Raw genomic sequence first — 20,204 nt, 5'->3', positions numbered from 1 at the left:
CCTTGGAATGACGTTCCATTATATTGGAATGTTATTCCATCTGTGTCAAGATGCGGCATGAACAAGAAAACCGCACCCAGGGCGCGGCGCGACTACATGCTCTCGCGCGAACGCATCATCGACGCCGCCATCGACCTGCTCGACCGTGAAGGCGAGCTCGGGCTGACCTTCCAGGCGCTGTCGGCGCAACTGGCCACCGGCCCCGGCGCGATTTACGGCCACATCGCCAACAAGGCCGACTTGCTGACCGCCGCCTGTGACGCCATCGTGGCGCGCGCCGTCGCCTCGCCGAGCGACGACGCCACGCCGCAGGCAGCGATCCGGGCGCTGGCGCTGGCGCTCTTCGACGCCATGGACGATCACCCTTGGGCGGGCGCCACCCTGATCCAGGCGGGCGGACAAATGCCGGTGGTGCGCATCCTCGAACGCGTGGGACAGCAGGTCAGCGCCCTGGGCGTGCCGCAGGTGGCGCATTGGGCCGGCGCCAGCGCGGTGGTCAACTACATCCTCGGCGTGAGCGGACAAAACGCCGCCAACGCACAACTGGCGCGCTCGCAGAAGGCCGACCGGGATACATTTTTAGCGGAAGTAGCCATTGCGTGGACCCGGCTCGATCCGGCGCAGTACCCGTTTACGCGCAGCGTGGCGGGGCAACTGCGGGGGCACGATGACCGCGAGGATTTTCTGGCAGGGGTGGACTTGCTGCTCGCTGGCCTGGTCTCGCAGGCGCAGATTTCGTAACTGGCGCGCCGGCATGGGATTCAACTTCCACTTCACTTTCGAGCCTGACTGGCGCGCCGCGCCGCTGGCGTTTCGGGTCCACGTGCCGTCGAGCGGGAGCAGACGCTACCGCTCGGCCACGCGTGGCATCACGCCCGCTGAACCGCCACCTGCAACGTCGCCCGCAACCCCGGCGCATTGTCCGCCAGCGTCAGGCTGCCGCCATGCAGCCGCGCCACCGCCGACACCACCGACAGCCCCAGCCCCACGCCCGGCGTACCGCGGCTGGCGTCTCCGCGGTAAAAGCGTTCCACCACTTTTGGCCGTTCATTTTCCGCCACGCCAGGCCCGTTGTCGGCCACCACCAGTTCGAGCGTATTGTTGGGGGCGTCGGCCAGACGGCAAGCGGTGATCGCGATCACGCCATGCTCGGGCGCGTACTTCAGGGCGTTTTCCACCAGGTTGCCCAGCGCCTGCGCCAGCAATACCGGGTCGCCCACGGTCGTCAAATTACCGGTAGGGACGAAGCTGAGCGCGATGTCCTTCAGTTCCGCCACCGGTAAATAAAACTCGGCCACCTCGGCGCCCAGGCGCGCCAGGTCCACGTCCACGAAACCGCCGCGGCGGCTGCCGCTGTCGATTTCGGCCAGCCGCAGCAGGGCGTTGAAGATACTCATCACGCGGTCGACGTCGTTGATGGCAGCGTCGATTTCGGCATAGGTTTCCTCGTCGGACGGGCGGGCCACCGACAGTTCCTCCAGCCGCGCGCGCAGTTCGGAGAGCGGCGTGCGCAGGTCGTGGGCGATGGCGTTGGAGACGTCCTGCACGCCGGTCACCAGGTGCTCGATCTGGTCGAGCATGCGGTTGACGGTTTGCGTGAGCAGCTGCAGCTCGTCGCCGTCACCCGGTTCTGCCAGGCGGCGCGAGAGCTGGCCTTCGATGATCGCCGACGTGGTCTGGCTGATGTTCTGCACGCGCGCGAGCAGGGCGCGCCGTATCATCACGCCGCCCAGTGCGGCCACCAGCAGTACCGCGACGGCGCAGCCCAGCAAGCCGTAGATGAACAGGCGTTCGAGCACGTCGAAGCGATTGAGGTTGCTGGCTACCAGCAGCCGGTAGCCCTTGGCCATGGTGACCTGCACCATCTCGATCCGGCGCGGCATGCCATCGACGTCGATGGTGGCCGAACTGCTGCCGTCCACGTGGGGCAGGTCGGCCGGCCAGCCGGGCAGGTTGCCGGCCAGCTTGACGCCGTTCGGCGCTGTAAACAGGATGATCTTGCGCACGCCGTCGTTGGTGCCCATGACCTGGCTGTCGATGGCGGCGGCCAGCGCGAACGGGCCGTTGCGGGCAAACAGGTTGCACATGCGGCGCGAATCGGCTTGCAGCAGGTCGGTGCGCACCTGCTCGATATTGGTGTTCCACGCCCACCACAGCGGCCCGGCAAACATGGCCAGCACCAGCAGGCTGATGACGGCGTAGCCGATGGCGATGGTGCGGGCGGAAAAGCCGGGCAGTTTCAGCATGGGGCCTGGTTACTCGCGGTCGGTCAGCATGTAGCCGGCGTTGCGCACGGTGCGCAGCAACGGCGTTGGAAAGCCGGCGTCGATTTTCTGGCGCAGCTTGCTGATGTGGACATCGATCACATTGGTCTGCGGATCGAAGTGGTAGTCCCACACGTTTTCCAGCAACATGGTGCGCGTCACCACCTGATTGGCGTGGCGCAGCAGGTACTCGAGCAGCTTGAATTCGCGCGGCTGCAAAGCTACCGGCTTGCCGGCGCGGACCACCTTGTGCGCCAGCAGGTCCATCGACAAATCGCCCAGTGTCAGCATGGTCTCCACCGACACGCTTTGTGAGCGGCGCATCAGCGCGTCCAGGCGGGCCAGCAGCTCGCCAAAGGCGAAGGGCTTGATCAGGTAATCGTCGCCGCCGCTTTTCAGCCCGCGAATGCGGTCGTCCACGCCGTCGAGCGCGGACAGGATCAGGATCGGCACCTGGTTGCCATGCATGCGCAGCGCTTCGATGATCGACAGACCGTCGATCCCTCCCGGCAGCATGCGGTCCATGATGATGGCGTCGTACGACGCGCTGACCGCGTGGTACATGCCATCCTTGCCATTGTCGGCGTGGTCCACCGTGTGCCCGGCCTCGGTGAGGCCCTTCTTGACGAAGCGGCCCACGCGTTCATTGTCTTCGACCAGTAAGAGCTTCACTGCTGTTCTCCGCCCGTCACGATGAAGGAATCGCGGCGCCGCTGTCGGCCGCTGCGGGAGCGTCGCCGGTGTGCTCGATCCAGCCGCCGCCCAATGCGCGGTACAGGCCGACTAACGCACTAAGCCGATTTTGGCGCGCCGTGATCAGGTTGATCTGGGCGTTATAGAGGTCGGTCTTGGCGGTCAGTACGCTCAGGTAGTCGTTGATGCCGTTGTTGTACAACATCTCGGCCAGGGTCACGCGGCGCTGCTGGGCATCGACGTTGCGCTGGCGTGCAGCGAGCTCGGTGTCATAGGTGCCGCGTGCGGCCAGGCCGTCGGCCACTTCGCGGAACGCCGTCTGCACGCTCTTGCGATATTCGGCCACGCCGATGTCGCGGCTGATGCGGGCGGTGTCGAGGTTGGCCTGGCGCGCGCCGCCATCAAAAATCGGCAGCAGCAGTTCGGGCGCGAATGACCAGGCGCCGGAGCCGGCCTTGAACAGGCCGCCCAGCGAATTGCTGGCCGTGCCGGCTGCGGCGGTGAGACTGATGCGCGGGAAGAACGCCGCGCGGGCCGCGCCGATGTTGGCGTATTCGGCGCGCAGCAGCGCCTCGGCTTGCTGCACGTCGGGACGGCGCAGCAGCAGGTCCGACGGCAGTCCGGTCGGGATATCGGCCAGCATGCTTTGCTGCGCCAGCGGCACCGCCGCCGGCAGGTTGTCAGGCAGCGGTTGGCCCAGCAGCAGCACCAGCGCATTCTCGGCTTGCGCGCGCAGGCGCACCTGCGCCGCGTGGTTGGCTTCGGCCTGCTGCAAGGTCACCTGCGCCAGCGATTCGTCCAGTTCCGACGTGGTGCCGGTGTCGTATTGCAGCTTGACGATGCGGTACGACTCGCGCGCGGCGGCCAGCGTTTCGTCGGTCACCTTGAGCTGTTCGTCGTACGCCAGCATGGTCAGATACTGCTCGGCCACCTGCGACACCAGCAGGATGTGCGCGGCCTGGCGCCCGTAGGCGCTGGCCAGGTACTGCTCGCGCGCGGAGTCGCTCAGGCTTTGCAGGCGCCCGAACACGTCGATCTCCCACGCGGTGTTCAGCATGACCGAATTGGTTTGCGTGGTGTTGCGGGTGTTGGCGGCGTTGCTGGTGGTCGAGGAGCGTCCACCTGAAGCTTCCGCGTTCAGGGTCGGCAAGGCAGCTGCGCGCTGCAACTGCAACGCGGCCTGGGCCTGGCTCACGCGCAGCAGGGCCACGCGCAAGTCCTGGTTGTTCTCGAGCGCGATGCGCACCAGCGTGTGCAGGCGCTCGTCGACCAGGAAGTTCTGCCAGCCGGTGTCGGCGGCGGCGGTCGCGTTCGTCGTGGTCGGCGCGTTGTACGCCGGGCCGGCAGGGTAGGCCGGCGTGGCGGTCGTGGCGTTGGTCGCGGGCTGCTGGTAAGTGGGCTGCAGCGAGCAGCCGGAAACCAGCGCCGCACCGAGAGCGAGTATAAAAATTTTATTCATGTCAGTGCGCCTCCGGTGTGGCGGCGACGGCAGTTGGCGAACCATCGCCTGACGGCTTGCGCTGCTTGATCTTGCCGGCGATGAGCACGAAGAACAGCGGGATCAGGAAGGTCGCCAGGAAGGTGGCGGTCAGCATGCCGCCGATCACGCCGATACCGAGCGCGTTCTGGCTGGCCGCGCCGGCGCCACTGGCAATCGCCAGCGGCAGCACGCCCAGCACGAACGCCATCGACGTCATGATGATCGGGCGCAGGCGCAGCTTGGCCGATTCCATCGCTGCATCGAGAATGGTGTAGCCCTGGATTTGCAGCTCGCGCGCGAACTCCACGATCAGGATGGCGTTCTTGGCCGAGAGACCGATCGTGGTCAGCAAGCCCACCTGGAAGAACACGTCGTTTTCCAGCCCGAACATGGTGGCCGCACCGAGCGCACCCAGCACGCCCACCGGCACCACCATGATCACCGAAACCGGGATCGACCAGCTTTCATACAGCGCGGCCAGGCTCAGGAATACCACCAGGATCGACAGCGCGTACAGCAGCGGCGCCTGCGCACCGGCCTGCGACTCCTGCAGCGAGATGCCGCTCCACTCGTAGCCGAAACCTTCGGGCAGCTGGGCGACCAGGCGCTCCATGATCTTCATCGCCTCGCCGGTACTGTGGCCCGGCGCTGGCTGGCCCAGGATCTCGGCCGACTCGATGCCGTTGTAGCGCGCCATGGCCGGCGCCCCCCACGACCACTGGGCGCTGGCGAACGCGGAGAACGGCACCATGTCGCCCGCCTTGTTGCGCACGTAAAGCAGCTTGATGTCGTCCGGGTTCATGCGGAACTGGGCGTCGGCCTGCACGTACACGCGCTTGATGCGGTTGTCGGTGTCAAAAAAATTGTTGACGTACCGCGAACCCCAGGCGGTGGAGAAGGTCTGATCGACGTCTGTGAGACTGACGCCCAGCGCCGCCGCCTTTTCGCGGTCGATATTGATTTTATAGGTCGCGTTGTCCGCCTGGCCCGTGTAGCGCACGCGGCCCAGCGAAGGTTCTTTCTTGGTCAGTTCCAGCAGCTGATCGCGGGCGCGGGCCAAAGCTTCGTGGCCGGCATTGCCGCGATCCTGCAACTGCAGCGAGAAGCCGGAAGCCGAACCGAGGCCGCGAATCGCCGGCGGTTCCACCGCCGTGATCTGGGCGCCCTGGAAGCTGGCGTAGCGCGCCGAGATGCGCTCGCTCAGCGCGGTCACACTGAGCTTGTCGTCTTCACGCTCGTCCCACGGTTTGAGGCGCACGAACAGGCGGCCCTGGTTCTGGCCGCGCTGCGGCTGGCTGGCGCCGTTGGTCAGGAAAGTCGATTCGACCATCGCTTTTTCGTCGGTGAGCAGGTAGTTGCTGATCTCGTCGAGCACCTTGCCGGTGGTTTCCAGCGTGCTGCCGGCGGGAGTTTGCACCTGCACGAACATATAGCCCTGGTCTTCCTTGGGCAGGAAGCCGCCCGGCAGGCGCAGGAACAGGAACAGCACTGCGGCGATCATCACCACGTACAAGGTCATCCACAGGCCACGGCGGCGGATGATGGCGCCCACGCTGCCCAGGTAGCGGTCGCGGGTTTTGTCGAAGCTGCGGTTGAACCAGCCGAAGAAGCCTTTCTTCTCGTGGTGATCGGGGTCGGGACGCTTGAGCAGCATCGCGCACAGCGCCGGCGTCAGGGTCAGCGCCACGAACACGGACAGCAACATCGACGCCACCACCGTCAGCGAGAACTCGCGGTAGATCGCGCCGACCGTGCCGCTGGAAAACGCCACCGGCACGAACACGGCGGACAGCACCAGCGCCACGCCGATCAGTGCGCTGGTGATCTGGCCCATGGCTTTTACGGTAGCCTCGTACGGCCCCAGGCCATCCTCGTGCATCACCCGTTCGACGTTTTCCACCACCACGATGGCGTCATCGACCAGCAGGCCAATGGCCAGCACCAGGCCGAACATCGACAGCGTGTTGACCGTAAAACCGAGCGCCGACATGATGCCGAAGGTCCCCAGCAGCACCACCGGCACCGTGATCGACGGGATCAGGGTGGCGCGGATATTTTGCAGGAACAGGTACATCACCAGGAACACCAGCACGATGCCTTCGATCAGGGTTTTCACCACTTCGTGGATCGACACCTTGATAAACGGCGTGATGTCGTTCGGGTACACCACGCGCAGGCCGTGCGGGAAGTAGGCTTTCAAGTCTTCCAGGCGTGCGCGCACGGCTTCCGCCGTGGACAGGGCATTGGAACCTGGCGCCAGCGAAATACCGAGGCCCGACGCCGGCTTGCCGCTGATGCGGACGTCGACGTTGTAGTTTTCTGGACCGAGCGCCACGCGCGCCACGTCGCCGATGCGCACGGCCGCGCCGTCGGGCTGCACCTTGAGCAGGATGCGCTTGAACTGTTCCGGCGTGCGCATCAGGCTCGCTTCGCTGATGGTCGCGCTCAGGGTCTGGCCCGGCACGGCGGGCGAGCCGCCCAGCTGGCCGCCGGAAATCTGCACGTTCTGTGCGACGATGGCCGCGTTGACGTCGAGCGGCGTGAGCGCATAGCTGCGCAGTTTCACCGGGTCGAGCCAGATGCGCATCGCGTACTGGGTGCCGAACAAGTTCATGCTGCCCACACCGGGAATGCGCGAGAGCGGATCCTGGATGTTCGATGCCACGTAGTTGGCGATGTCGAACTTGGTCATGCTGTTGTCGTCGGAGACGAACGCCGCCACCATCAGGAAGTCCGACGTCGATTTACTGACGCGCAGGCCCGATTGCTGGACATCGTTGGGCAGGCGCGGCACGGCCGATTGCAGCTTGTTCTGCACCTGCACCTGGGCGATGTCGGGATCGGTGCCGGCAGCGAACGTCATGGTGGTGGTGGACTGGCCGGTGTCGTCGCTGGTGGACGTCATGTAGAGCAGGTTGTCGATCGCGGTCATTTGCTGTTCGATCACCTGCACCACGGTGTTTTGCATGGTCTCGGCGGAGGCGCCGGAATAGGTGGCCTGGATCTGCACGGTGGGCGGCGAGACCGGCGGGTACTGCTCGACCGGCAGCTTCATCAGCGAGATGACGCCGACGAGCATGATCAGGAGGGCGATGACGATCGCGAAGATCGGACGCTGGATGAAAAATTTTGGCATTGTCGGTTCGTCCCTCAGCGCGCAGCGGCAGGGGCGGCGGTGCCAGTGGCGCCGGCGCCGGCGACGGCAGTGGCAGCCGGTGCAGCCGTGGTAGCAGGTGCGCCAGCCTTCACCTTGACCACGGCGCCGGGACGCAGTTTCTGGATGCCGCTAGTGACGATCCGCTCGTTATCCTGCAAGCCTTTTTCGACCAGCCAGTGGCCATCGACCAGCGCGCCGGTCTCGATGGTGCGTACCACCAGCTTGTTGTCGGCGCCGACCAGCATCACGGTCGCTTCGCCCTGGGCGTTGCGCGTGACCGCCGGCGCCGGCACGCGCATCACGTCCGGCCGCACGCCCTGGCTGACCGATGCGCGCACGTACATGCCGGGCAACAGCAGGTGGTCGGGATTTGGGAACTTGGCGCGCAACGTCACCGAGCCGGTGGCCGGATCGACGCTCACACCGGAAAACTCGAGCGAGCCAGTGCTCTTATAAGTGGTGCCGTCTTCGAGCTTGAGGGTGACGGTGGCGTGGTTGGCGCCATCGAGCTTGAGCGCGCCGGCGGCGATATCGCGGCGCAGCGCCAATCCTTCCACGCTCGACTGCTGCAAATCGACGTACATCGGGTCGATCTGCACGATGGTGGTGAGCAGGGTGGCCGAGCCGCCCTGCACGTAGGCCCCTTGCGTCACTTGCGAGACGCTGCTGCGGCCACTGATGGGCGCCGTCACGCTGGTGTAGCCGAGGTTGATCTTGGCGGTGGTGAGCGTGGCCTTGGCCGCTGCCACGTCGGCGGCGGCCTGCAACTGCGCCGCTTCGGCATTGTCGAACGCCTGCTTGCTGACGGCATTGCCGCCGACCAGCACCTTGTAGCGGTCCAGTTGTGCGCTGCTCGAGGCCAGGTTGGCCTGGGCGCGCTGCAAGGTCGCTTCGGCGCTGGCGACGGCAGCGCGGTACGGCGCGGGGTCGATCATGTACAGCGGTTGTCCCTGTTTGACGTCGGCGCCTTCCACGAAGCGGCGCTCCTGGACGATGCCATCGACGCGCGCGCGCACCTCGGCCAGCAGGAACGGCGCGGTGCGGCCGGGCAGTTCCACCTTAAGCGGTACGCTGTCGTGCCTGACCGCCATGACCGTCACTTCGGGAACGGGCGGCGGCGCGGGTTTTTTGTCTTCACCGCAGGCGGCGAGGGTGAGCGTGACGGTGGTAACGGCGGCAGCGAGCACGCAGCGGCGCGCAAGGGTGGTCAGGGGCATTGGTCGGTCCAGTTGGAATTTGGTCGTGGCGGTCGAAGTATTTCTGGTCGCACCGTACTATGCCGGGTGGCGGCTTAAATGGGCGTGTGCGATTCATTAAATATCGTTAATGTACCTGCGACAGTCGCAAAAAGACATCACCCAATGGCGACAGATGACACTAAAAACAAGTGGGGGGGAGACTGGAGCGGGAGAAGAGTCTCGAACTCTCGACCTCAACCTTGGCAAGGTTGCGCTCTACCAACTGAGCTACTCCCGCATTGGAGTGATGATTTACAGCGCCAACCCAGTCTTCCGAAAGAAAACTGGAGCGGGAGAAGAGTCTCGAACTCTCGACCTCAACCTTGGCAAGGTTGCGCTCTACCAACTGAGCTACTCCCGCATGGGGCGCTATTGTAACAACGTTTTTTAAAAGTTGCCAGAGCAAATTTTACCAGCGATACGTCACCGCCCCGATCACCTTGCGCGGCTCGCCGAAGAAGCAGCGGTACGGGCAGGCGGCGATGTAGTTCTTGTCGGCCAGGTTGCTGATGTTGACCGACAGGCGCCAGGGGCCTGCGGTGTAGCTGGCCATGGCGTCGAACACCGTGTAGTCGGGTGCCGGCACGTCGTGCCACTGGCTGGCGGTTTCACCCACGTAGCGCAGGCCGGCGCCCGCTTTCAGGCCCGGCGCGCCCAGGTCGTTCAGGGTGTGATCGAACCATAGCGAGAACTGGTTGTACGGGATGCCGGCGGTGCGTTTGCCCACCAGCTCCGGGTAAAGCGGGCTGGCTGCCGTGGTGCGGGCGTCGGTGTAGGTGTAGGCGCCCAGTACCTGGGTGTTGCGTCCCAGCTTGCCGCGTGCTTCGAGCTCCACGCCGCGCGAGCGCACTTCACCCTGTTGCGACTGGAAGCCACGGTTGCGCGGGTCGTCGCTCAGCACATTGCTCTGGGTGAGTTGGTACACGGCGGCCGCCAGCATCAGCTGCCTGCCGGTCGGCTGGTAGCGCACTCCCGCTTCGATCTGTTCCCCGCGCGTGGGCTTGAAGCGGTTGTTGCCGAAGTCCGCGCCGTTGGTCGGCGTGAACGACTGGCTGAAGCTGGCGAATGGCGCCAGGCCGTTCGGCGCCAGGTACACCACGCCCGCGCGGCCGCTGAAGGCCTTGGTCGCTTCGTTGCGCGCACTGCACAGCGCCGGGTTGTGATAGCTGCACAGCGATTGCCGCACCCAGTCCTGGCGCCCGCCCAGCAGCAGCACCCAGCGCTCGGCCAGTTTCATCTGGTCTTGCAGGTACAGGCCCCGCCGGCGGCTGTCGCCGCGCCAGCCACCGCCCGGCGTGGCCGGACCGATGGCGCTGCCATAGACCGGCGCATACAGGTCCAGTTGGCTCACCTCGCGGTCGTAGCGGCCGGTGTTCACTTTTTCGCGCACATAGTCGAAGCCGGCCAGCGTGGTGTGGCTGACCGCGCCGCTGCGCCACTGATATTGCAGCGACGTGTCGGAGGTGAGCTGGGAGTTGTCTTCCAGCCGGTCCTGGCCGGAGCGGTCGAGCGTGGTGCGACCGTCCGCTGCCAGTTCGAGGCCCACGTTGATGGCCGACCACTGCTGGTCCGACCGGTAGCGGCGCAGGCCGTGGCGCAGCGTCAGCTGTTCCGACAGCGCCTGCTCGAACAGGTAGCCTGCCGAGTAGCGGTTGACGTGGTAACGGTCGTAGCCCGGCTCGCCGACGAAGCGCTCGCGCGCAATGCGGCCGTTCGGGTTGGGGGAGGCGGTGCCGGACAGCGGCAGGCCATCGCTGCCGTACATGCTGCGGTCGCGCTGGTATTCGGTCAGCAGCGTGAGGCTGGTGCGGGCATTGGGCCGCCAGGTCAGCGCCGGGGCGATGAACAGGCGGTTGTCGGTGACGTAGTCGATAGAGGTGTCGCTGTCGCGTTTCAGTCCCGTGAGCCGGTACGACCACTGGCCGTCGTCGGTGAGCGCACCGGTGAAGTCGCCCGAGACCTGCTTGCGGTCGAACGAACCGAGTTCCACGTTCAGTTCGCGCATGGCGTCCACGCTGGGCCGCTTGCTCACGGTATTGAGTACGCCGCCCGGTTCGGCCGAACCGTACAGGATCGACGATGCACCCTTGAGCACTTCGATGCGTTCGAGGCCATAGGGCTCCTGCTGGCCGTCGAAGCGGTTGGCCTGGTAGCGCATGCCGTCGCGCAGGGTGGTGGGGATGGAAAAACCGCGCAGCAGTATTTCGTCACCGGTGCGTTCGGTGTAGGGCGGACGCAGCGCGCCGATCGAATAGGCGACAGCGTCGGTGATGCTTTGGGCGCGCAGGGTTTCGATCTGCTCCGCGCCGATCACGGTAACCGACTGCGGCGTTTCCAGCAGTGCGGTGTCGGTCTTTGTGCCGGTGGCGCTGCGGCTGGCCACGTAGCCTATCACCGGCCCGGCGGCTTCCTCTTGTTGGGCGGTGGCGGAAATTTGCGGCAGCGTGGCAATGGGCTGGTCGGCGGCGACGGTTTGTGCGCCAGCCAAGGTGGTAAGAGCGGAGAGGGCGCCCAGCAGGGCGAGTGCGCCCGCGCGCAAGCCGCTGCGCGGCAGGTGACGATAATTGTGCATGATGTTGTCAGGTCAGGTTCGGTAGGGCAGCGTGTGCTGCGAGCATTTCACCGAAGTCATGCGGGGCTGGGAGGGGCGCCGTGCTGGGCGAGACTGGGTTCGGACGAATATAATAGCAGCTTCCATATCAAATGTTCAACAGTTACGCAGGCATATCGATTTGGTTATGTATAACTGTGCAAAAGTCATTGGTCCGGCATCGCGGCGTCCCTTAGCATAGCGGTAGCTTGCATTACTGCGCCTCACTCACATCAAGAAAGAGACACCATGTCCGCTATCAAACTCGCCATCGTCGGCGTCGGCAAGATCGTGCACGACCAGCACCTGCCTGCGATCGCCGCCAATCCAGATTACCAGTTGATCGCCTCGGCCAGCCGCAACCACACCGTGGACGGCATCCCTGGCTTCAAATCGATCGAAGAGATGCTGGCGCAGATGCCGGAAATCGAAGCTGTCTCGCTGTGCATGCCGCCGCAATACCGCTACAGCGCCGCCCACGCCGCGCTCACCGCCGGCAAGCACGTGTTCCTTGAAAAGCCGCCCGGCGCCACCTTGTCGGAAGTGGCCGACCTCGAAGTGCTGGCCGCGTCCAAAGGCTTGACCCTGTTTACCAGCTGGCATTCGCGCTACGCGCCGGGCGTGCAGCCTGCCAAAGCCTTCCTGGCCGCCAACGCGCCGACGAGCATGCACGTGATCTGGAAAGAAGATGTGCGCCACTGGCACCCGAACCAGGACTGGATCTGGCAAGCCGGTGGTCTCGGCGTGTTCGATCCGGGCATCAATGCGCTGTCGATCGTCACCGAGATCCTGCCCGAGCGCATTTTCCTGTCCGGCGCCAGCCTGGAGTTCCCCGACAACCGCGAAGCGCCGATCGCCGCCGACCTGCACTTCCAGAGCGCGGGCGCACTGCGCGTGCACGCCGAATTCGACTGGCGCCAGACCGGCAAGCAAAGCTGGGACGTGCTGGTGGAAACGGCCAAGGGGCAAGTCAAGCTGTCCGACGGCGGCTCGCGCCTGTGGATCGACGGCGTCGAACAGCCGCTGGAAAAAGAAGCCGAATACCCGTCGCTGTACCGCGTGTTCGCCGACCTGGTCAAGGCCGGCAAGTCGGATGTCGATGTAGCGCCACTGCGCCACGTGGCCGATGCGTTCATGCTCGGTAAGCGCAAAGTAGTAGACGCCTTCCACGATTAAGTAGTACTTTCGCCATCAATAAAACACGGCCCGCGCTCATCACGCGGGCCGTTTTTTTACATCAAGGCAGCTTGCCCGCCCCCGCACTGGCCGGCACCGCGGTCAGCACGGCCGCTGCCGTTTGCAGCGCGTACGCATACGGCGGCGTCCACACGTTGTTGCCGGTCGGGGGCGCGTAGCCGCACTGGCCGTCGATGGCGCTGGTACCAGACTTGTCGCTGGTGAAGATGTGGCCCGACGAGCGGAAGCCGATGAAGTCCTTGCCCTTGATCGCCTTGCCGCACACTTCCGTCACTTTCAGGCCGGTGAAGTTGTAGTAGTGATTTTCCAGCAGCATGTTGGAGCGGTAGCGGGCATCGGTGCCGCCCTCGAACTTGACGTCGGCGACCTTGGTGCTGGTGCTGCCGGCAATCAGGTTGTTGAACATGTGGACCTGGCCGTACCGGTTGAGCGGCAGGCGCGTGTTGGCGCCGTCGTACCAGTTGCCCGAGAAGGTCACGTGCATGCGGCCTTCGTCGCTCCAGGCGCGGCCGGCGTCGCCATTGCCCACCAGCGTGGTCTTGGCGTGCTTGTTGAACACGTTGCTGGCGATGGTCACGTAGTCGCTGCCGCGCACCACGTCGAGCGCGCCGTCGTGGCGGGTCTTGTTGGTGGAGCCGGCCAGCGAATCGGGCGTGTCGCCGTCACTGATCGACAGGTGCGAGATGTAGACGTTCTGCGCGCGCGAGAGCGTGATGCCATCCGCGTACGCATTGGCCGAGTCTTCGGGATTGACATCCCACGGCGTATCGAAGGCGATATTGCGCACGATGACGTTGCGGGTCCAGGTCGGGTAGTCGTCGCCATCCTTGCCATCGGCGATCCACTTCTTGAAGTCGGACTGCTCGTCGCCGGTGGCGCTCAAGGCCAGTTCGCCGCCGATCAGGATCGAGGTGCCGGTCATCCGCGCCGGACGGCCCTGGGCGTCGTTGATGCCGACCAGCGTGGTGTTCGACGGCAGGCTGATCGAGCCGCCGAATTTCTGGTCGCGGTAGCTCGTGTATTCGCGGAACACGGTGTTGTTCTGGCTCCAGCGCAGGTCGATGTGGCCGATCACGCGGATGATTTTCGGCTCGTTGCCGGCCTGGTTGATGGCGGCGATCAGCTGCTGGCCGTTGTACACGGTGTACACGCGGTCGGCGCGCGCATTGCCGCCACCGGTCACCAGCACCGCGCCCTTGCGCGACCAGGCATGCCAGCCGTTCGGGGGCGCCGGCTGGCGCTCGAAGGTGAGCACGCCGCCGGTCGGATCGGCCTGGGCGAAGCGCCACACCGGCAGCGCCGGCGCGGCCATGTAGTTGGCGGGCGAATGCAGGCCGTCGATGGTCACCGGCGCAGAGTAGTTGCGCACCCCGTACTGGGCGGTTTGCAGCGGCGTGCTGGCGCCGGTGAGGGTGGCGGCGTCGATGACGGCGTTGGCGTTGGCGGCAGCAAGCCACCCTGCGGCAGCAAGGATCGTTAAAGCGAATTTCATGGTTGTCTCCACTATTTTTTATAAATGATATGGACCGTTTCCGGGACCGCGATGCTGACGGGGGAACACGGGTACTGAAGCAGGCACCTTGCGTACCTGCGGCCTTTACGACGAGGGCTTGGGGGAAGCCGAGGTCGGTCAGGTGGCGACGACCGATGAATAGTAGTCCTCGGAAATAAAATACGCAACCGACAATGTTGGATCGGCGTCATGCGATTTATGTATACTTTTTCACGGAAAAATGATTGGTCCGCCGACGTGCTCGTCAGTAGCATATCGCTAGTTTTTAACAGACCACCATCACGAGAGACAATATGAAAAACATCCTTGGCGCCGCCATCGCCACCCTGGCCAGCGCACTGCTGGCCGGCATGCAGCCCGCCAGCGCCGCCACGCCGGGCGCCTTTGCCAAAGGCGCCGACATCAGCTGGATCACCGAGATGGAAGACGCGCGCCGCATCATGCGCAACCGCGACGGCAAGCGCCAGAACCTGCTCACCACGTTGCAGGAGCAGGGCATGGATGCGGTGCGCCTGCGCGTGTGGGTCAATCCGGTGGACGGCTACAACAACCTGCGCGATACGCTGGTGAAAGCCAGGCGCGTCAAGGCTGCCGGCATGCGCCTGATGATCGACTTTCATTACAGCGACGACTGGGCCGATCCGGCCAAGCAGTTCAAGCCGGTCGCCTGGAAGGACTACAGCGTCGATCAACTGGCCACCGCCGTGGCCGACCACACCCGCAGCACGCTCACCGCGCTGCGCGAGGCCGGCATCACCCCAGAGTGGGTGCAGGTCGGTAACGAGACCACCAACGGCATGCTGTGGCCCGAAGGGGAGGCCAGCAAGAACATGAAGAACTATGCGCGCTTTGTCACCGCCGGCTACGACGCGGTCAAGCAGGTGTTCCCGCAGGCGCTGGTGATCGTCCACGTCGATAACTGCCACGATGGCGCGCAGTTCCGCTGGAACTTCGACGGCCTGGTCGAGAACGGCGGCAAGTTCGACATCATCGGCGCATCGTCGTATCCGACCACTGCCAAGAACATCAGCTGGCAAGCGGCCACCGCCGCCTGCCTGAACACCATGAACGACGTCACCGCCCGCTACCACAAGCCGGTGATGCTGGCCGAAGTGGGCGCGCCGTGGGACCACCCGGACGGCGAGGCCATCATCGCCGACCTGCTGGCCAAGGTGCGTGCGGTCAACAACGGCATGGGCGTGGGCGCGTTCTACTGGGAACCGCAAGCCTATGACTGGAAGGGCTACCCGATGGGCGCGTTCGACCACCAGGGCAAGCCGACGCCGATGCTCGACGCGTTCATGGAAAAATAAAGCACACCATGCCGGTGGCGTGCGTTACCGCGACAGTCGTGCGGTCGTGGTGCGTCGCGCCAGGTCCATGGTGCGGTAGCTGGCCTGCTCGGTGGCCGCGCCGGTGGTGATGAATTCCACCAGTCCCACGCCGGCCAGTGCCATGCGGTACAGCTTGCCGGTATTGGGCGGAATCAGCAGCACCACCTGTTTGACCACGTAACCGGTGCAGCCAGCGTCAGCGCCATCAGGGCTGCGCGCGACGATGATGCGTGCGCCGCAGCCGGGCGGGGTAGGCGTGCCCGGCGGGCGCAGGTCTGTCAGCGGCAAGGGCTGGCCGCGCCAGGCAATGATGGGCAGCAGCTGCTCGTGGGCGTCCACGTGCACCGCTGCCAGCGCCAGAATTTCCTCGATCGCGTCGATTGCCGTGGCGTGGTGCTGGTCGGTCTGGAACACGATGTAGGCGTGGCTGTTGAGGCGCTGCGCGGTGGCCGCACCATCTGCCGGTGCGGTGGCGCGGCTGATGCTCGCTTCCGGTACCCGCGCCAGCAGCGCTGCCGTGTCGATCACCTCGATGGCGGCGCCATCTTCGCCGATCACGGTGGTGGCGACCGCCGCGCCTGCAGGGGTGACTGGCACCGCCAGCATGCGCAACTCGAGCGCCGCGCGCACCATCAGGCCCAGCGCCAGGTCGCCGTGCTCGACGATGGCCAGCAGGGCTGGCGGCGGTGCGGCGGGCAGGCCCAGCAACCTGGCAGTATCGATCACGGCCACGTTGCGCTCACCCCAGCTGCAATAGCTGCTGCTGCCGCCGGCGGGACCGATGGGCCGCAGCGCCGGCATCCTGACCACCTGCGCCAGTTCTGTCGCACGGATCGCAATGCGGGTGTCGCCGACCGCCAGCAGCGCGTAGAGGGTGGCGGTGTTCGCCGTGACACCCGCGCCTTGCGCCAGCAGCGCGGCGGCGCCATCGGCACCGCTGTCGCCACCGCCCTGACGTCCGGCATCGTCCGCGATGCCAGCAGTGCTGTCACTGTCATCACCGCCATGCCACGCCCCCGCCAGCGCAATCATCCGTGCCACATCGAGCACGCTGACCACGCGCCCCAGTTCGTCCGATTTGACCACGCTGTCGAAGACTTCGTCGGGATCCTGGTCGTGCAGCACCCGGGTGGGTGCCGGCACGTCGGTCATGCCCACCACGGCGTCCACCCGCAGGCCGATGCTGCGCCGGCCATCGCCGAGCACCAGGATGCGCGCGGTCTTGTCACGCGCTGGCGCATTATTGAGAACCTCGCCAACATCGACCCAGCGCGCCAGGTCCACCACCGGCACCAGCGCCCCCGCGTGTTCGGCCACACCGCACAGCGCGCCCTGGCGGCGCGGCAGCGGGTGCAGGGCGCCGGCCAGCGGCAGCGCCTGCAGCACTGCCCCCACCGGCACCCCCACCGTCACCGTCCCGACCGTGGCGATCGCCAGCCGGACCGTGGCAATCGCCGTTTCGCGCACAGCTGCCATGTCAGTGCTTGGGCGTGATGGTTTCAAGCTCGGTCAGCAGTGCCGAGGCATCGTGCGTGGCGCTGGCCTGCGCCGAGGTCGATGCATGGATCTGGCCGATCGACTCGCTGGTGCGGGCCACCGACCGCACGATGCGCTCGAACGCCGCCTCCACCTCGCCCGACAGGCGCGTGCCTTCGTCCACGCGGTTGACGGTTTCGTTGATCAGCTTGGCGATTTCGCGGGTGGCCACGGCCGACTTTTCGGCCAGCTTGCGCACCTCGTTGGCCACCACCGAAAAACCGTAACCATGTTCGCCGGCGCGCGCCGCCTCGATGGCGGCGTTGAAGGCCAGCAGGTGGGTCTGGCTGGCGATGTCGCTGATGGTATCGATGATCTCGTGCACATCACCCGACGACTTCTGGATCGCCACGATGGCGTCCTTCGAGCGCGTCAGCAGCTCGCTGCCGTCGGCCGCTTCCACCTGGGTCTGGCCGGCCATGCCGGCGGTCTGCTGCGAGCCGTCGGCAATCTCGCCGATCGACTGGGTGAGCTTGGACAGCACGCTGGAGATGGCCTGCACCTTTTCACTGACCAGCATTTCGCGCTGCACCTGGTCGGTCACGTCCATGGCGAACTTGACCACCTTGTAGGCCTTGCCGTTGATGTCGAGGATGGGGTTGTAGGTGGCGAGGATCCAGATGTCGGCGTTGTGCTTGCCGCGCCGCTTGAACAGCCCGGACTGGAACTCTCCCTGGCCCAGCGCCGCCCAGAAATTGCGGTACTGCGCGCTCTTGACCAGGTCCTCCTCGCAGAACAGGCTGTGGTGCGCGCCCACCACTTCGTCCTCGGTGTAACCCATGGTGCGCAGGAAGTTGTGGTTGACCGACAGTACGTGGCCGCGCATGTCGAATTCGATCACGGCCTGCGAGCGGCCCAGCGCTTCGAGCTTGCCGCGCGACTCGCCACTGAGTTTCTTCTGCTCGGTGATGTCGGTGGCAAATTTGACCACCTTCATCGGCTTGCCCTCGGCGTCGAAAATCGGGTTGTACGAGGCCAGTATCCACACGTCCTTGCCGCTCTTGGTCACGCGCCGGTATTCGCCGGCGTTGAACTCGCCGCGTCCCAGGCGCTCCCAGAACGCCAGGTAGTCGGGCGAGTGCACGAAGGCGGTGTCGCAGAACATGCGATGGTGCTGGCCGCGCACTTCGTCGAGTCCATAGCCCATGATGTTGAGGAAGTTGTCGTTGGCGGTGAGGACCTTGCCCTGCAGGTCGAATTCGATCACGGCCTGCACCCGGTTGACGGCCAGGTTCTTGCCTTCGAAGTCGGCGTTGCGGGTTTTTGCCTCGGTGATGTCGGTGGCAAACTTGACGACCTTGAAAGGCTTGCCGTTGGCGTCGAAAATCGGGTTGTAGGTGGCCTGTATCCATACCGTGCGGCCGGTCTTGGACATGCGCTTGAATTCGCCGGCGTGCAGTTCGCCCGAAGCCAGGTGCTGCCAGAAGGCGCGGTATTCGGCCGAGCGGCTGAAGGCCGGCTCGCAGAACATGGCGTGCTGCTGGCCAACCACTTCATCGAGCGTGTAGCCGAGCGCGTTCAAAAAATTGTTGTTGGCGTGGAGGATCTTGCCGGTCAGGTCGAATTCGATCACGGCCTGGGCGCGGTTGACGGCGTCGCGCTTGCCCTGGAATTCGGCAGCCGCGAACTTCTGCGCGGTGATGTCGGTGGCAAACTTGATCACCTTGACCGGCTTGCCGTCCGGTCCCAGCACCGGGTTGTACGAGGCGGCAATCCAGATATCCTTGCCGCCCTTGGCGCGGCGCTTGAATTCGCCGGAGTGAAATTCGCCGTCGCCGAGGTGCTGCCAGAATTCCTGGTATTCGGCCGAGGCGGCGTAGTCGGCTTCGCAAAAGATGCGGTGGTGCTTGCCGACGATTTCCTCGAGCGTGTAGCCGACCGCGGCCAGGAAGTTGGCGTTGGCGTGCAGGATGGTGCCGTCGAGCTGGAATTCGATCACCGCCTGCACGCGGTTGATCGCGTCCAGCACCGACATGGCGGTAGCCAGCCGGGTTTCCTGGTCCAGGCAGGTCAGCTCTTCAGTCGAATTCTTCATCGCAAGTCTCTCATAGGTAAAACGGGCGCAACCAGTGTAGCGCCGCGCCTTCACCTGTGAGAACAAAGCTGACAGGGCAACAACAGAAATGTGTCGCGCCCGTTGTGTTATTGCATCAGAGTATTAACTTCCCAACTCGAAGTCATTAGCCCATCGCCGTATCGAGCACCATCATGATGATGAAGCCGACCACCAGCGAAAATGACGCCGTGCCGTAATTGCCGCGACGTTGGGCCTCCGGCACCACGTCGTGGCAGATCACGTACAACATGGCGCCTGCCGCACCCGCCAGGCCCCATGGCAGCAGGGCGGCCGAGGCCTCGATCAGCAACGCGCCGATCACCGCGCCGATCGGCTCCACCACGCCGGACAGGGTGCCCAGCGCGGCCGAAAACAAGCGCCCGTAACCGGCCACGCGCAGCGCCATCGCCACGACCATGCCTTCGGGAATATCCTGGATGGCGATGCCGGTGGTGAGGGCGTTGGCCTTGCTCAGGTCCACCCCGGCGTAGCCGACGCCGATGGCCATGCCTTCGGGAATATTGTGGATGGCGACGGCGCCGACGAACAGCCAGGCCCGCACCAGGGTATTGGCTTGGTCGGACTTGCTGTTGTCGAGCACATTGTCGGAGCGGACCAGGCGTTCGAGCAGCATCACCACCAGCATGCCGAGCAGGATGCCGCCACCCACCATCAGGCTGGCGGCCATCGGCGTGTTGCCGGCGCCCTTGCTGGCGGCAATCGCCGGCAGCACCAGCGAGAACGAGGTGGCGGCCAGCATGATGCCGCCGCCCAGGCCCAGCGCGGCATCATAGGTGCGGGGCGAAAAACTTTGCGACAGCAAGACCGGCAAGGTGCCGACCGCCGTGGCGGCAGCGGCCCACAGGCCGCCGATCAGCGCGTGGTACACCGGCGGCGGCATGGCGGCCAACAGGTCCGGGCTGCGCATGGCCACCAGCGCGCACAGGCCGGCGATCAGGGCGGCGGTCAGCAGGCGGCCCGGCGTGAAGGAAATGGATCTGGGCATGAAAGATTAAAGTTGTTCGTTGGTACACACAGTGTACATGCTCCATGGTGTGCACGGCGCATCGCTTTCATCGACCAACTGTCTCACAATCGTGCGCTACCGCACGGATGTTAAAATTGCAAAAACCATTTCCACAGAGC

General features: G+C 65.1%; 13 protein-coding genes and 2 tRNA genes. 3 read left to right on the top strand and 12 right to left on the bottom strand.

Features of this window, described 5'->3' with window-relative positions:
* Positions 1 to 57 precede the first annotated feature (57 nt).
* Positions 58 to 741 carry a TetR family transcriptional regulator gene (locus J2X54_RS10205; protein ID WP_310180270.1) on the top strand — a complete coding sequence of 228 codons (684 nt, stop codon included), beginning with the start codon at positions 58 to 60 and terminating at the stop codon, positions 739 to 741.
* 128 nt (positions 742 to 869) lie between these two features.
* Here the strand turns inward: J2X54_RS10205 and J2X54_RS10200 are convergent, their stop codons facing one another.
* From J2X54_RS10200 to J2X54_RS10165, 8 genes are all read right to left on the bottom strand, one after another.
* Complete coding sequence (locus tag J2X54_RS10200; protein WP_310180267.1) at positions 870 to 2,246, bottom strand: ATP-binding protein; 1,377 nt, start codon at positions 2,244 to 2,246, stop codon at positions 870 to 872.
* A gap of 9 nt (positions 2,247 to 2,255) precedes the next feature.
* Positions 2,256 to 2,936: a response regulator transcription factor gene (locus J2X54_RS10195; RefSeq protein ID WP_310180266.1), complete on the bottom strand. Its 681-nt coding sequence runs from the start codon at positions 2,934 to 2,936 to the stop codon at positions 2,256 to 2,258.
* Positions 2,937 to 2,952: 16 nt separating this feature from the next.
* A complete protein-coding gene (locus J2X54_RS10190) occupies positions 2,953 to 4,416 on the bottom strand; it encodes an efflux transporter outer membrane subunit (RefSeq protein ID WP_310180264.1) in 1,464 nt (487 codons plus the stop codon).
* Between the two features lies 1 nt (position 4,417).
* Entirely contained in the window at positions 4,418 to 7,573 is a 3,156-nt protein-coding gene (locus J2X54_RS10185) for an efflux RND transporter permease subunit (RefSeq protein ID WP_310180262.1), read from the bottom strand.
* Positions 7,574 to 7,587: 14 nt separating this feature from the next.
* Positions 7,588 to 8,811 carry an efflux RND transporter periplasmic adaptor subunit gene (locus J2X54_RS10180; protein WP_310180260.1) on the bottom strand — a complete coding sequence of 408 codons (1,224 nt, stop codon included), beginning with the start codon at positions 8,809 to 8,811 and terminating at the stop codon, positions 7,588 to 7,590.
* Positions 8,812 to 8,994: 183 nt separating this feature from the next.
* Positions 8,995 to 9,070, bottom strand: a tRNA-Gly gene (locus tag J2X54_RS10175).
* Between the two features lie 47 nt (positions 9,071 to 9,117).
* Positions 9,118 to 9,193, bottom strand: a tRNA-Gly gene (locus J2X54_RS10170).
* Positions 9,194 to 9,241: 48 nt separating this feature from the next.
* Positions 9,242 to 11,404, bottom strand: a complete 2,163-nt coding sequence (locus tag J2X54_RS10165; protein WP_310180258.1) for a TonB-dependent siderophore receptor — start codon at positions 11,402 to 11,404, stop codon at positions 9,242 to 9,244.
* A 267-nt stretch (positions 11,405 to 11,671) separates the two neighbouring features.
* Between J2X54_RS10165 and J2X54_RS10160 the strand changes: the two genes are divergently transcribed.
* Positions 11,672 to 12,598 (top strand): Gfo/Idh/MocA family oxidoreductase, encoded by a 927-nt coding sequence (locus tag J2X54_RS10160; protein ID WP_310180255.1) that lies wholly within the window; start codon positions 11,672 to 11,674, stop codon positions 12,596 to 12,598.
* Positions 12,599 to 12,659: 61 nt separating this feature from the next.
* Here J2X54_RS10160 and J2X54_RS10155 read toward each other — a convergent pair whose 3' ends face one another.
* The gene (locus J2X54_RS10155) at positions 12,660 to 14,111 is read right to left on the bottom strand and encodes a polysaccharide lyase family 1 protein (protein WP_070247459.1); all 1,452 of its coding nucleotides are present in this window, start codon (positions 14,109 to 14,111) and stop codon (positions 12,660 to 12,662) included.
* Between the two features lie 314 nt (positions 14,112 to 14,425).
* Here J2X54_RS10155 and J2X54_RS10150 point away from each other — a divergent pair, with 314 nt between their 5' ends.
* Positions 14,426 to 15,445, top strand: a complete 1,020-nt coding sequence (locus J2X54_RS10150) for a glycosyl hydrolase 53 family protein (RefSeq protein ID WP_310180252.1) — start codon at positions 14,426 to 14,428, stop codon at positions 15,443 to 15,445.
* A 24-nt stretch (positions 15,446 to 15,469) separates the two neighbouring features.
* Here J2X54_RS10150 and J2X54_RS10145 read toward each other — a convergent pair whose 3' ends face one another.
* The 3 genes from J2X54_RS10145 to J2X54_RS10135 all read right to left on the bottom strand — a co-directional run bounded on the left by J2X54_RS10145 (position 15,470) and on the right by J2X54_RS10135 (position 20,064).
* On the bottom strand, positions 15,470 to 16,942 hold the full coding sequence (locus J2X54_RS10145; protein ID WP_310180250.1) for a chemotaxis protein CheW: 1,473 nt from the start codon (positions 16,940 to 16,942) through the stop codon (positions 15,470 to 15,472).
* A gap of 1 nt (position 16,943) precedes the next feature.
* Positions 16,944 to 19,037 (bottom strand): PAS domain-containing methyl-accepting chemotaxis protein, encoded by a 2,094-nt coding sequence (locus J2X54_RS10140; protein WP_310180249.1) that lies wholly within the window; start codon positions 19,035 to 19,037, stop codon positions 16,944 to 16,946.
* A 145-nt stretch (positions 19,038 to 19,182) separates the two neighbouring features.
* On the bottom strand, positions 19,183 to 20,064 hold the full coding sequence (locus J2X54_RS10135; protein ID WP_070247456.1) for a ZIP family metal transporter: 882 nt from the start codon (positions 20,062 to 20,064) through the stop codon (positions 19,183 to 19,185).
* Positions 20,065 to 20,204 lie beyond the last annotated feature (140 nt).

The sequence above is a fragment of the Duganella sp. 3397 genome (genome assembly GCF_031456625.1).
Classification (GTDB): domain Bacteria; phylum Pseudomonadota; class Gammaproteobacteria; order Burkholderiales; family Burkholderiaceae_D; genus Rugamonas; species Rugamonas phyllosphaerae.
The sequence above is the reverse complement of the archived record's forward strand: the minus strand, read 5'-3'. Positions and strand labels throughout refer to the sequence as shown.